A 12,814-nucleotide genomic window follows, 5' to 3' on the forward strand; every position below is an offset into this window, starting at 1 on the left:
CGGGTGACCGCCCCATTCCCAATCCGCCGTGCCCTCCCTATGCTGACCACTTCCGTCGCTGATCACGAGCGGGGAGGGCCATTGGCCTTCAGTCCCTTATGGCAACTGACCGTGCTCACCCGTTATCTCCGTGGCGAGCGCCGCCCGCTGACCCTGCTCGCCCTGCTCGTGCCCACCGGCGTCGGACTCCAGATCGCCGCCCCCGAAATGCTCCGCCGCTTCGTCGACTCCGCGCTTACCGGCCACGGCGCCGTCCTGACCGGGGTCGCCCTCTGGTACCTCGCCCTGGCCGGCGGACAGCTGCTCGCCGTCCTCGCGGGCGACGCCCTGGCCGTACGGCTCGCCTGGCGCACCACCAACCGGCTGCGCACCGAACTCGTCGGCCACTGCCTGCGCCGCCCGGCCCGCTTCTACCAGGACCATCCCCCCGGCGAACTCGTCGAACGCGTCGACGGCGACGTGACCCGGCTCGCCGGGGTGATGTCCACCCTCGTCCTGGAGGTCCTGGCCCAGGCCCTGCTGGTCGTCGGGGTGCTCGCCGCCCTCTTCCGGCTCGACTGGCGCATCGGCCTCGTCTTCGCCCCCTTCGTCGCGGGCACCCTGCTGGTGCTGCGACGCCTCGTCGGCCGGGCCCTGCCCCTGGTCACCGCACGCCAGCGCAGCTCCGCCGACCTCCTCGGCTTCCTGGAGGAACGGCTCGCCGGCGCCGAGGACCTGCGGACCAACGGCGCCACCGCCCACACGCTGGGCGCCCTGGACACCCGGCTCGCCGCCCTCTCCCGGCGGGCCCGCGAAGCCGCCCGCGCCTCCGTCCAGTGGCCCGCCACCGTCCAGGCGCTCTCCGCCCTCAGCGTCGTCCTCGCCCTCGCCGTCAGCGTCTGGCTGCACTCCCTGGGCCGGCTCTCCACCGGAACCGCCTTCGCGACCCTCTCGTACGCGCTGCTGCTGCGCCGTCCGCTGCTCACCATCTCCACCCGCTTCCACGACGTGGAGCAGGCGGTGGTGAGCGCCCGGCGCATCGCCGAACTCACCGGCGCCCGCGACAGCGTGCGCGCCGGGACCGGGCGGCTGCCCGCCGGGCCGCTCGGCCTGCGCTTCGACGCCGTCTCCTTCCACTACGACCCCGCCGAACCCGTGCTGCGCGAGGTCACGTTCGACCTGGGCGCGGGCGAACGGCTCGGTGTCGTCGGCCGTACCGGAAGCGGCAAGTCCACCCTGGTGCGGCTGGTGTTCGGACTCCACCACCCCGAGGGCGGCTCCGTCGCCGTCGGCGGCCGCGCGGTACGGGACCTCGACCCCACGGCCCTGCGCGCCCGGGTCGCCCTCGTCACCCAGGAGGTCCAGGTCTTCCACGCCAGCCTCCGCGACAACCTCTCCTTCTTCGACCGCTCCGTGACGGACCGGCGGCTCGTCGCCGCCCTCGCCGAGGCCGGGCTCGAACCCTGGCTGCACACCCTCCCCGACGGCCTCGACACCGTCCTGGGCCCCGCCGACGGCGCCCACGGCATGTCCGCCGGACAGGAACAGCTCCTCACCCTCGCCCGGGTCTTCCTGCGGGACCCCGCCGTCGTCCTCCTCGACGAACCCACCGCCCGGCTCGACCCGCACACCGAGGCCCTCCTCGACCCCGCCATCGAACGCCTCCTGCACGGCCGCACCGCCGTCGTCGTCCAGCACCGCCCGCACACCCTCCGCCACGTCGACCGCGTCCTGGTGCTGGAGGCCGGCGCGGTGGTCGAACACGGACCCCGGGCCGCCCTCGCCGCCGACCCCGGCTCCCGCGTCCACGCCCTCCTCGCCGGCGGCGGGGGCGGGGGCACCCGGTGAGCCGCGCCGCCGACGGCGCCGGCCTGCGCGCCACCGCCGGCCGGCTCGCCGCCGTCCTGAAGGGCCACCGCGCCGCCTACTGGGGGCTCACCGGCCTGTGGGTCCTCGTCCGCTCCGGCACCCTGCTCCTCGGCCTCCTCTTCCAGCGGATCTTCGACGCCCTCGGCGCCGGCGGCGACCCCCTGTGGCTGCTGATCGCCTGCGTCGCCGCCCTCGAAGCCGGGCGGCTCTGCCTCCAGTTCGGGGTGATGGCCGGCCGCCTGGAACCCGCGCTCCAGTACGGCACCACCGCCGGGGTGCGCCGCGCACTGCTCGGCACCGCCCTGCGGCGGCCCGGCGACACCGCGCGGACCGCGCCCGGCGAGGCCCTGCGCACGGTCGGCGAGGACGTGGACGAGACCGGCTTCTTCGTCGCCTGGTCCCCGACCAACGTCGCCCACTGGCTGTTCGTCGCCGCCGCCGTGACCATCATGGCCAGGATCGACGCGCTGGTCACCGCCGCCCTGCTCGCGCTGCTGATCACCGTCACCGCCGCGACCGGCGCCCTGCACGGCCGCTTCCTGCGACACCGGCGGGCGACCCGCGCCGAGTCCGCGCGGGTCGCCGGGGCCCTGCGGGAGGCCGTCGGCTCCGTCCGCGCCGTCCAGGCCGCCGCCGCCGAGGAGCACGTCACCGCGCACATCGCCCGGCTCAACGACTCCCGGGCGCGCGCCGCCGTCCGCGAGGAGCTGTACGCGAGCCTCCAGCGCTCGGTCCTCGGCAACGCGGCCCCCGTCGGCGTCGGCCTGGTGCTGCTGCTGACCGCGACCCGGTCGGGGGAGGGCTCCTTCACCGTCGGCGACCTGGCCCTCTTCACCCTCTACCTCCAGCTGCTGACGGAGGCCCTGGCCTCCATCGGCATCCTCTCCGTCCGGCTCCAGCGGGTCTCCGTCGCCCTGGAGCGGATCAGCCGCTTCTCCGGCCGCGACGGGGCCCGGCACGGGCCCGCCGACGTCGCCGCCGCCGAGGCCCCCGTGGCCGCCCCACCCCTGCGGGAGCTGCGGGTACGGGGCCTCACCGCCCGCCATCCGGGCGGCGCCGCCGGGATCGAGGACATCGACCTGACCGTCGTCCACAGCACCGTCACGGTGATCACCGGCGGGGTCGGCGCCGGCAAGACCACCCTGCTGCGGGCGGTCCTCGGCCTGCTGCCGCACCAGCGCGGCCAGGTGCTGTGGAACGGGGAACCCATCCGCGACCCGGCGGCCTTCCTCATCGCGCCCCGGTGCGGCACGACACCGCAGGCACCCCGGCTCTTCAGCGGCACCCTCCGGGAGAACGTCCTACTCGGCACCGACGAGGCCGCCTTCGGCCTGGCCGCCCACACCGCCGTCCTCGGCCCTGACCTGGCCGCGCTCGCGGACGGCGCCGACACCGTCGTCGGCCCCCGAGGGCTGCGGCTCTCCGGCGGCCAGCTCCAGCGCACCGCCCTCGCCCGGATGCTGGCACGCCACCCCGAACTGCTCGTCCTCGACGACGTCTCCAGCGCGCTGGACCCCGAGACCGAACGCCTCCTGTGGGAACGGCTGCTCGCCGACCGCCCCACCGTCCTCGCCGTCTCCCACCGGCCCGCGCTGCTGCGGGCGGCCGCCCGGGTGGTGGTCCTCAAGGACGGCCGGGTGGAGGCCGCCGGCACCCTGGCACAGGTGCTCGCGGCCTCGCCCGAGATGCGCCGCCTGTGGGCGGCGCACTCCTGAGCGCGGACGGGCCCCCGCGGGTACTCCCGCACCGGGGACGGGCGCCGGTGCACCCGAATGCGGACGGGCCCGGTGCCCGCGAACCCGGACGGCTCCGGTGCCCGCGAAACCGGACCGGCGCCTCCGGGTCAGCCGGAGACCCGCGCCCTCGCGGGCCGGGGGCCGTCCAGCTCGGTCCAGATCGTGCCCAGGGCCGCCGCGAACTTCCGTATCTCCTCCGGGAGGTGCACCGCCGACGGCGCCACCCGCAGGATCTCCTCCCCGACCCGCACGCTCGGCGCGTTCACCGCCTGCACGTAGATGCCGTGCCGCTGGAGCAGCAGCCGCGACATCGCCCGGCACCTCTCGTCGTCGCCGACCAGGACGGAGACGATGTGCGAGTGGTCGGAGAGATACGGGATCGACCGCTCGTCCAGCAGGGTGTGGAGCAGCCGCGCGTTCTCGGCCAGCCGGCGGCGCTCGTCGTCGGAGTCGCGCAGATGCCGGACCGCCGCCAGCGCCCCCGCCGCGACGGAGGGCGGCAGCGCCGTGGTGAAGACAAAGGACCGCGCGTGCGCCCGGACCGCGTCGATCAGCTCCGCCGGGCCGGCCACATAACCGCCGGTCATCCCGTACCCCTTGGCGAGAGTGCCCATGATCACGGTGAACGAGGAGGCCAGGCCCTCCTGCGCGGCGATGCCCGCGCCCCCGGGTCCGTACATCCCCACCGCGTGCACCTCGTCCAGGAAGGTGGCCGCCCCGTACCGCTTGGCGAGGTCGGCGATCTCGGCGAGTGGCGCGATATCGCCCACCATCGAGTGCACGGACTCGGTGACGATCAGCTTGGGCTGCCCGGGGTCGGCCGCCGCCAGCAACTCCTCCAGATGGGCGCAGTCATTGTGCCGGAAGATGTGTTTCTTCGCGCCGCTGTGCCGGAGCCCGTCGATGATGGACGCGTGGTTCTCCTGGTCGGAGAAGACGGCGCAGTTCCCGCTGAGGCCCGCGAGCACGGAAAGGGAACCCTCATTGGCGGAGTATCCGGAGGTGAAGAGCAGCGCGTCGGATTTTCCGTGGAGCCGCGCCAGTTCCCGTTCCAGGAGGACGTGATAGTGATGGGTGCCGCCGATGTTCCGGGAGCCGCCCGAGCCGCCGCCGTATTCGTCGATCGCGCGGTGCATCGCTTCCAGTACCCGTGGATGCTGACCCATACCGAGATAGTCGTTGCTGCACCAGACGGATATCTCGCCATTCTCCACGGTGCTTGCCGCGGGGAAGCGTCCCGCGATACGGCCGAGTTCCAGGAACTCCCTTTTCCGGTCCGTGGATTCCCGTGCCAGCCGTGCGAAGAAGTTCATGTACTCGGACATGATTCAGGCTCGCTCTCTGTCGCTTCCCGATCGGCCGCGGCTCATCGTAGAATGCCCGGCGGATTCTGCACAGTACGGCTCTCCTGTTCTCTTCGGGCCCGTGAACCTCGCCGATCCGGCCGACCTCGCCGGGATCACCACCCCTTCCTGAACTCACCGGACCCGTCCGGCTCATCAATCTCACCGCAATCACCGAACTCACCGAAATCACCGCGACCACCGAACGCGTTGAACTCGTCGATCCCACCGGTATCCATGGTCATGGGCCGCCACCGCCGGCCGTGGGCCCCGAATTCCCCGGAGTGTGCGTATGCATGACGACCACCTGCCTCAGGACCCCCCGGACGGGACGGGCCCACGGGCCGGTCGTCGCCGTGGACAGGGGCCACGCCGGTGAACGCCGTCCTGTCCGCCGCCACGGTCCTCGCGGACAGCGCCGCCCGCCGCCCCGACCACCCCGCACTCGTCGCGGGACCGGACCGGATCACCTACCGCGAGCTGTGGGACTCCGCCCGGCGGTACGCGGCCGTCCTGCGCGAGGAGGGCGTCGGCCCCGGCGACCGGGTCGCGCTGCTGCTCCCCAACACCCCCCACTTCCCCCGGGCCTACTACGGCGCCCTCGCCCTCGGCGCGACCGTCGTCCCGGTCAACGCCCTGCTCAAGGCCGAGGAGATCGCCTATGTGCTGCGGGACTCCGCCGCCCGGGTGCTGATCTGCTCCGACGCCCTGACCGGCGAGGGCGCACGGGCCGCCGAGGCGGCCGCGACCCCGCTGCTCACCGTACGCACCGGGGGATCCGGGGGATCCGGGGGATCCGGCGGCGAGGGCTGCGTCCTCCCCCTCGACATCCGGGCGGCGGCCGCAACCCCCCTGCCGGACCCGGTGCCCCGCGCCCCCGACGACATCGCCCTCGTCCTCTACACCTCGGGCACCACGGGCCACCCCAAGGGCGCCATGATCACCCAGCTCAATCTGGTGATGAACATCGCCACCACGGTCGTCACCCCCTTCGCCCTGCGCCCCGACGACGTCCTCCTCGGCTGCCTGCCCCTGTTCCACACCTTCGGCCAGGTCTGCGGCATGGGCACCTGCTTCAGTGCCGGGGCCACCCTGGTGCTGATGGAGCGCTTCGACGCCGACGCCGCGCTCGCCCTGATGGCCGCCGAGGGGTGCACCGTCGCCATGGGCGTCCCCACCATGTTCATCGGTCTCCTGGAGGCCGCCGCGCGCAGCCCGCTGCGCCCGCCGCTCGACCGCGCCTACTCCGGCGGCGCGGCCCTGCCCGTCCGGGTGCTGGAGGACGTCACCCGCGTCTTCGGCTGCCCGGTGTACGAGGGGTACGGGCTCACCGAGACCTCCCCGGTCGTCACCTTCAACCAGCGGCCCTGGCCCTGCCGTCCCGGCACCGTCGGACGGCCCATCCCGGGGGTCACGGCGGAGATCGCCGACGCCGCCGTCGCGGGCCGCATTGAGCTGCTGCCCCCGGGCGAGGTCGGGGAGGTCGTCGTCCGCGGCCACAATGTGATGGCGGGCTATCTGAACCGGCCCGAGGCCACCGCCGAGGTCGTCACCGACGGCTGGTTCCGCACCGGCGACCTGGGCACCAAGGACGCCGACGGGGTCCTCACCATCGTCGACCGCACCAAGGACATGCTGATCAGGGGCGGTTACAACGTCTACCCGCGCGAGGTGGAGGAGGTCCTGAACCGGCATCCCGCCGTCGCCCAGGTCGCGGTCGTCGGCGTCCCGCACGAGCGCCACGGGCAGGAGGTGTGCGCGGTGGTCGTGCCCCGCCCCGGGGCCGTGGCGGACGCGGACCTCGCCGCCGGCATCATCGCCTGGGCCCGGGAGCGGGTCGCCGCCTACAAGTACCCGCGCCGGGTCGAGTTCGTCGCGTCCTTCCCGCTCGGACCCAGCGGCAAGGTGCTCAAGCGGGAGCTGGCCGCCCGGTACTCGGCCTGAGCCCGCGCCACGGGGGCACCGGGCTCAGGGCTCCCGTGGCCCGTCGATGAAGCGGCCCTCCGCGTCGTACACCCACGGATTGGCCCGACAGCCCTTCAGCCCCTTGATCTGCTGCATCATCGCCGGCGCGGGCTCTCCCGCGCCGGGGCAGCCCCGGTGGCCGTAGCCCAGGACGTGCCCGACCTCATGGTTGATGATCAGCGCGTGGTAGTCGTGCGGGCGGTCCGGGTACTGCGGGCTCAGCTCCGTCCAGCGCCGCACGTTGACCACGAGGTCGGGCGCGTTGGCGCAGTTGACCCGCCCGCCGGTGTCCAGTCCCCACCGCCCGCACAGCTTGTCGGTGGTCCCCGGCGACACCACGTGCACGACCATGTCGTACGGGGGTGAGGAGACCCGCTGGAACGAGGCCGCGCCCTGCCGGGTCCAGCCGCGCGGATCGCGCAGGATGCCGTCGATCTCGGTGGCGACCGCGTCGGCGGTCAGCCCCGTGCCGTCCTCCAGCTTCACGCCGTACCGGATCAGCCGCCCCCGGTCACCGGCGCGGCGGCCCGTGCCCTGCGCCCAGGTGTAGGTCTGCGGGCCGTCGACCACGTACGACACCTGGCGCCGCGACGGCTTCCGGTCGGAGCGCGGCCGGGCGGGGCGGGCCGGCGCGGACGACGGCGGGCCGGTCCGGGGCGTGGCCGCCGGGTCCCTCCCGGGTTCCCGCTCCGCCGGGCCGTCGTCGGCCCCGGGCAGCGGAGCGGCGGACGGCCCTGCCCCTTCCTGCGGCCACGCCGTCCAGGCGGCCCCCGCCAGGGTGCCCGCCCCGACCAGGACGGCCAGCGCCCGTACCAGCCTGCTGCGGGCGGAGCGCCGTTTGCGCCGGTCCACCCGGCGGCGGCGGGACGGCGGTGCCGCCGGGGCGCCACGGCCCTGCCGGCGGGACGGCGGCGCCGGGGTGCCGGCGGTGGGACGGCGGTAGGGGACGGCGCCGTTCCGGTCCGGTGTCTCGGTGGGCCGGGTGTGGGACATGGGGAGTTCAGCCTTCGCGCGGGGTCCTGGCGGGCGGGCCCCGGCCGGCGGGGGGTGCCGGCCGGGGCGGGCCCCAGTTCACGCCATCGCCTGTGGGACCACGGTGAGCGAAGCCGCTCACACGGTGCTCACATCGGACAGGGATACTGGTCCCAGAGCTGGGGACATCGCAGGTCGTTGCGGGTTGTCGCAGGTCATCGCGGGTTATCGCGGGTCATCACGGGTGAGGTAGCGGGGGTACGGATGCGGGTGCTGATAGTCGAGGACGAGGAAATGCTGGCCGGCGCCATGGCGGAGGGCCTGCGTCTGGAAGGGCTCGCGGTGGACGTCGTCCACGACGGGGCGGCCGCCCTGGAACACCTCGACCTCCACACGTACGACGTGATGGTCCTCGACCGCGACCTGCCGCTGGTCCACGGGGACGACGTCTGCCGGAGTACGGTCGCCACCGGCGCCGAGGTGCGGATCCTGATGCTCACCGTCTCCACCACCGTGGCACAGCGGGTGGCCGGTCTCGGCCTGGGCGCCGACGACTACCTTTCAAAGCCCTTCGCCTTCGCCGAGCTGGTCGCCCGGATCCGGGCGCTGGGCCGGCGCTCCCGGCCCGCCGTCCCGCCCGTCCTGGAGCGGGCCGGCATCCGTCTCGATCCCCATCTGCGGCAGACCACCCGGGACGGGCGCTTCGTCCAGCTGTCCCGCAAGGAGTTCGCGGTCCTGGAGGAGCTGCTGCGCGCCGAGGGCGCCCCGGTGTCCGCCGAGGACCTGCTCGAACGCGCCTGGGACGAGAACGTCGACCCCTTCACCACCGTCGTCCGGGTCACCATGCGCTCGCTGCGGCGCAAACTCGGGGACGGCCCCGTCATCGAGACCCTGACCGGCGTCGGCTACCGGATCCGGTGAAGCCGCGCCTGCCCGCCGGGAGCCTCAGTCTCAGGCTCCGGCTCACCGCTGTCTTCGGAGTGCTGTTCTTCGTCGCGGGCGCGGCCGTCTTCGGCGGTGCCGTGATCCTGGTCGGCAACAGCATGGAGTACACGCTGAAGCTGCCCTTCCCCATGGAGGCCACCTCCCCGACCGCCGAACCCGTCTTCCCGGACGGGCCGTACACCGCGTACCCGACGCCGGAACCGACGCTGTCGTCCGCCGACGGGGACACGACCGGGGGAATGACGGATTCCACCGCCACCCCGCAGCCGTCGGAGGAGCCCGCGCGCTCCCCGTCCGACCCGCCGTCGTGGCCCGCCGACGACCGCTTCTCCGGCCGCGACCCCGAGCAGTGGCGGGAGCTGCCCGGCGAGAGGCGCGTCATCGACGAGCCCACCCGCGACGTCGTCCTGGAATCGATGCGGGAGAACCTGATCACCAAGGGCGGGCTCACCGTCGTCGGGGTCGGTGTCGTCGCCACCACCATGGGCTGGCTGGTCGCCGGGCGGCTGCTGCGGCCGCTCAACCGGATCACGTCGACGGCCGAGCGCATCGCCGGCCGCACCCTGCACCGGCGGATCGACCTCGACGGGCCGCCCGGCGAGGTCAAACGCCTCGCCGACTCCTTCGACAGCATGCTGGACCGGCTCGACCAGGCGTTCGCGGGTCAGGACCGCTTCATCGCCAACGCCGCGCACGAGCTGAAGACCCCCCTCGCGGTGGGCCGGACCCTCGTGGAAGTGGCCGTCGCCCGGCCCGCCGCACCCCCCGAGGTGCTGCGGCTCGGCGAGAACCTGCTCGCCGTCAACGAGCGCCACGAGCGGCTGATCGACTCCCTGCTGACGCTGGCCCGCGCGGAGAGTTCGGTCACCGAACTGCTCCCGGTCGACCTCGCGGGGATCGCCGGGGCCGTGCTGGAGCAGACCGGCGCGGCCGCCCGGGACAAGGGCCTCACCGTGGAGACCGAGCTGCGGACCGCCCCGGCGCTGGGCGATCCCGTCCTGCTGGAACAGCTCGTACGCAACCTCGTCGACAACGCGGTCAAGTACAACCTGCCCGGCGGGCTGCTCCGGGTGGAGACCGCAGCGGGGCGCTCCGGCGCGCGGATCACCGTCGCCAACACCGGCGCGGAGATCGCGGCCCATGAGATCCCGGTGCTCTTCGAACCGTTCCGGCGGCTCACCGACCGGGTGGGCTCGGCCCGGGGCAGCGGGCTCGGCCTGTCGATCGTGCGCGCGGTGGCCCGTACGCACAAGGGGGACGCCACGGCCGTGCCACGGGCCGGGGGCGGTCTGGAGGTGACGGCGACGCTGCCACCGGGGCAGGGGTGACGACGGCCGCCCCGGCAGGCGGGACCCCGGCGCGCGCCCTGGCGGCGGGACCCCGGCGGAAGGCCCGGCCTGTGCCCCTCCCCGGCCCTCAGGGAGCCGGTGGCAGGGTCCGCTCGAAGCAGTGCGAGTCCTCCGCCCCCACGTAGGGCCCGTAGGCGGGTATGGGGGCGTAACCGGCGCGGGTGTAGCAGCGGATGGCGGCGGTGAGCCGGCTGCCGGTCTCCACTCGCAGCCGACTCCAGCCCAGCTCGCGCGCCCGCTCCTCCAGGGTGCGCAGGATCAGCCCGGCGACGCCCGTGCCCCGCTGGTCCGGGGCCACGTACATCCGCTTGATCTCGCCCGTGCCGCCGCCGAGGTCCCGCAGCCCGCCGCAGCCCACGGCCGTGCCCCGGGCGTCGTACGTCACGAAGAAGGCGGCCGTGTCCGCCGCCGACGGGGCCGGTCCCGGCTCGCTCTCCGGCGAGCCGTAGACGGCGGCGATCTCCACGCGCTGGCGGGCGCGCAGCGCGGTCGCGTCGGGGTCGGTCCAGGGAACTTCCTTGATCTCCACCATCTTCGCGGTCTCCATGATCTTCATACCGGGATTCTGCCGAGAAGTTGTTTCCTACACGTAACACGGCGCGGCCCGTGGCGGGCCGCGCCCGGGGGTGGTACGCCGCCGGCCCGCCGCCGCGCTTTATGGAAGGTCTCCAAAAACCGTGCCCTGTGCACCGGTTACTGGTGGAGACCCCGGCCGGTCCGGTCCGGGCCCCCGGCACGGGCCATGAGGGCCGCCCTCCCGGGTGTCAGGGCCATTTCCGGCCGCCGTGCCGGGGCCGCCGGGACCTATGGGATCTCTCCAACCCGGCGCGGGACCGTCCCCGGCGGTGGTTCCGCCGCCCGCCGTCCTCGCTGGTCACCCCGGTCTCCGTCCGGTTTCCCGGCGGGAACCGCAGGTGAGGAGAGGGGGGGATTGTGTGACGGTCGTGTGTTCATTAGCCTGACGCGAACTCAACTCGTGTGGGGCATAACGGATTTGGGGCACGTCTGTGGGGGAACGGAACATCGCGCGCGACCAGGACGGAGACTGTCCGCCCAAGGGGTCCGCGATGACGCTGGTGGTCGCCCAGGCCACCACCGCTCTGGGCTCGGCGGTGACGGGCTTCGGCATGAACGTGTGGGTCTTCCGGGAGACGGGTTCGTTCGCGTTGTTCGCGACGCTCGCCGTCGTCGCGGCCCTCCCCGGCCTGTTACTGGCCCCGGTGGCGGGAGTGGTCGTGGACCGCTTCGACCGCCGGGCCGTCCTGCTGATGTGCCAGGGCGCGGGCGCCGTCACCCTCGCCCTCACCCTGTCCGTCGCGCTCACCGACAACCTGACACCGCTCCTGGTCGGCGTGGTCTGGTGCGTGATGAGTTCGATCACCGCCTTCTCCTGGCCCGCCGTGGGCGCGAGCATCACCGTCCTCGCCGCCCCGGAGCGGCGGGCCCGCGTCAACGGCGTCGCGGAGAGCCTGATGGGCGTGGTCACCATCGGCTCCCCGGTCCTCGGGGCCTTCCTCTACCAGCTGGTCGGCGTGGCCGGCATCGCCGCCTTCGACCTGGTGTCCTTCCTCGCCTGCGGGGCCCTGCTGCTGCGGCTCCGCTTCCCCGCCCCCCGGCACCGTCCCACCGGCTCCTTCCGCGCCGGGTTCCGCGACGACCTGACCGTCGCCTGGCACTTCCTCAGGGACCGCCGGGACCTGCTGCGGCTGCTGGCCTTCTTCGTCTGCGTCAACGTCGGCCTGTCGATCTTCACCGTCCTCTACGCGCCCTACGTCCTGTCGTTCACCACCTCCGGGACGCTCGGCGTGCTGCTCTCCCTCGTCGGCGCGGGCACCGTGGCCGGCGGCGCCGTCTACTCCGCCACCGGCGGCCCGGCCGCCAAGCACCACGGCGTCCTGGCCGGGGCGCTGCTCGCCGGGGCCTGCATGGCGGCGATGGGACTGCTGCGGCACGAGTACGCGCTCTACGCCGCCTCCTTCCTCTACGGGGCCTCGGTCCCGCTGCTCAACGCGTCCAGCCAGACGATCTGGCAGGCACAGGTGCCCGTGGAACTCCAGGGCCGGGTCTTCAGCCTCCGGCGCATGATCGCCTGGGGGCTCACCCCGTTCTCGATCGTCCTGTCGGTCCCGCTGGCCGAGGCGCTCGCCGCGCCCGTCGTGGACCGGGTGGGGGCCGTCGCCGGGGTGTGGGGGGCGGGGCTCACCGGGGCACTGGGGCTGACCGGCACCTTCTGCGGGGTGCTGTGCCTGCTCGTCGCCGCCCTCACGCAGGTCACCGGCGGACTGCGGCCCACCGGCCCGCTGCCGGAAACCGGGCGGGAAACCGGGCCGGAAACCGGGCCGGGCAGTGGTCCGGACAGTGGTCCGGGTGCCGGCCCGGCTGCCGGTCCGGGCGCCGGGCCCGGGGCGAGTACCGCCGGCCCACGGCCCGCCGTCTGAGCCTGCGGCCCGCCGGCCTCCGCACCGCCCCTCCCCGCCGCCTCCGCCGTCCGTACCCCTCCCGACCCCTGCCCCCTCCTGCCCCTGACACCTCCTCGTCACCGTGGCACGCGGCTCCCGTCTGCCCGGTCGCGCCTTCCTCCGACGGACGCTCTTCCACTCGCCGAACCGCCACGACACGTCTCGACCCGACCCGACGAATTCTGAGGCCCTTCGCC

The 12,814-nt window shown here is 74.1% G+C and carries 10 protein-coding genes; 6 read left to right on the forward strand and 4 right to left on the reverse strand.

Annotated features, from left to right (window positions below; all coding sequences use genetic code 11):
• Positions 1–81: 81 nt before the first annotated feature.
• Both SYYSPA8_RS00575 and SYYSPA8_RS00580 read left to right on the forward strand, forming a co-directional pair.
• Complete coding sequence (locus SYYSPA8_RS00575; RefSeq protein ID WP_323444856.1) at positions 82–1,827, forward strand: ABC transporter ATP-binding protein; 1,746 nt, start codon at positions 82–84, stop codon at positions 1,825–1,827.
• Positions 1,824–3,563 carry an ABC transporter ATP-binding protein gene (locus tag SYYSPA8_RS00580; RefSeq protein ID WP_323444857.1) on the forward strand — a complete coding sequence of 580 codons (1,740 nt, stop codon included), beginning with the start codon at positions 1,824–1,826 and terminating at the stop codon, positions 3,561–3,563. Before SYYSPA8_RS00575 ends, SYYSPA8_RS00580 begins: the two co-directional genes overlap by 4 nt.
• 128 nt (positions 3,564–3,691) lie before the next feature.
• Here SYYSPA8_RS00580 and hemA read toward each other — a convergent pair whose 3' ends face one another.
• Positions 3,692–4,909 (reverse strand): 5-aminolevulinate synthase, encoded by a 1,218-nt coding sequence (hemA, locus tag SYYSPA8_RS00585; RefSeq protein ID WP_323444858.1) that lies wholly within the window; start codon positions 4,907–4,909, stop codon positions 3,692–3,694.
• A gap of 134 nt (positions 4,910–5,043) precedes the next feature.
• Positions 5,044–5,172 carry a hypothetical protein gene (locus SYYSPA8_RS00590; RefSeq protein ID WP_323444859.1) on the reverse strand — a complete coding sequence of 43 codons (129 nt, stop codon included), beginning with the start codon at positions 5,170–5,172 and terminating at the stop codon, positions 5,044–5,046.
• Between the two features lie 130 nt (positions 5,173–5,302).
• Here SYYSPA8_RS00590 and SYYSPA8_RS00595 point away from each other — a divergent pair, with 130 nt between their 5' ends.
• Complete coding sequence (locus SYYSPA8_RS00595; protein ID WP_323444860.1) at positions 5,303–6,871, forward strand: long-chain-fatty-acid--CoA ligase; 1,569 nt, start codon at positions 5,303–5,305, stop codon at positions 6,869–6,871.
• Between the two features lie 24 nt (positions 6,872–6,895).
• Here SYYSPA8_RS00595 and SYYSPA8_RS00600 read toward each other — a convergent pair whose 3' ends face one another.
• Complete coding sequence (locus SYYSPA8_RS00600) at positions 6,896–7,885, reverse strand: DUF3152 domain-containing protein (protein WP_323444861.1); 990 nt, start codon at positions 7,883–7,885, stop codon at positions 6,896–6,898.
• Between the two features lie 243 nt (positions 7,886–8,128).
• On the opposite strand from SYYSPA8_RS00600, the gene SYYSPA8_RS00605 reads away from it, so the two are divergent.
• Positions 8,129–8,785, forward strand: a complete 657-nt coding sequence (locus SYYSPA8_RS00605) for a response regulator transcription factor (protein ID WP_323444862.1) — start codon at positions 8,129–8,131, stop codon at positions 8,783–8,785.
• Positions 8,782–10,137, forward strand: coding sequence for a sensor histidine kinase (locus SYYSPA8_RS00610; RefSeq protein ID WP_323444863.1), 1,356 nt, complete (start codon positions 8,782–8,784; stop codon positions 10,135–10,137). Before SYYSPA8_RS00605 ends, SYYSPA8_RS00610 begins: the two co-directional genes overlap by 4 nt.
• A gap of 88 nt (positions 10,138–10,225) precedes the next feature.
• Here SYYSPA8_RS00610 and SYYSPA8_RS00615 read toward each other — a convergent pair whose 3' ends face one another.
• Entirely contained in the window at positions 10,226–10,714 is a 489-nt protein-coding gene (locus SYYSPA8_RS00615; RefSeq protein WP_323444864.1) for a GNAT family N-acetyltransferase, read from the reverse strand.
• Positions 10,715–11,225: 511 nt separating this feature from the next.
• Between SYYSPA8_RS00615 and SYYSPA8_RS00620 the strand changes: the two genes are divergently transcribed.
• Complete coding sequence (locus tag SYYSPA8_RS00620) at positions 11,226–12,596, forward strand: MFS transporter (protein ID WP_323444865.1); 1,371 nt, start codon at positions 11,226–11,228, stop codon at positions 12,594–12,596.
• Positions 12,597–12,814 lie beyond the last annotated feature (218 nt).

This window comes from Streptomyces yaizuensis, from assembly GCF_034961445.1.
Taxonomy (GTDB): Bacteria; Actinomycetota; Actinomycetes; order Streptomycetales; family Streptomycetaceae; genus Streptomyces; species Streptomyces yaizuensis.

What these genes read in the sequence shown, in the direction of transcription:
- SYYSPA8_RS00615 (WP_323444864.1), bottom strand. Translation starts at nt 10,714, where the DNA reads ATGAAGATCATGGAGACCGCGAAGATGGTGGAGATCAAGGAAGTTCCC.
- SYYSPA8_RS00620 (WP_323444865.1), top strand. Translation starts at nt 11,226, where the DNA reads ATGACGCTGGTGGTCGCCCAGGCCACCACCGCTCTGGGCTCGGCGGTG.
- hemA (WP_323444858.1), bottom strand. Translation starts at nt 4,909, where the DNA reads ATGTCCGAGTACATGAACTTCTTCGCACGGCTGGCACGGGAATCCACG.
- SYYSPA8_RS00590 (WP_323444859.1), bottom strand. Translation starts at nt 5,172, where the DNA reads ATGACCATGGATACCGGTGGGATCGACGAGTTCAACGCGTTCGGTGGT.
- SYYSPA8_RS00600 (WP_323444861.1), bottom strand. Translation starts at nt 7,885, where the DNA reads ATGTCCCACACCCGGCCCACCGAGACACCGGACCGGAACGGCGCCGTC.
- SYYSPA8_RS00605 (WP_323444862.1), top strand. Translation starts at nt 8,129, where the DNA reads ATGCGGGTGCTGATAGTCGAGGACGAGGAAATGCTGGCCGGCGCCATG.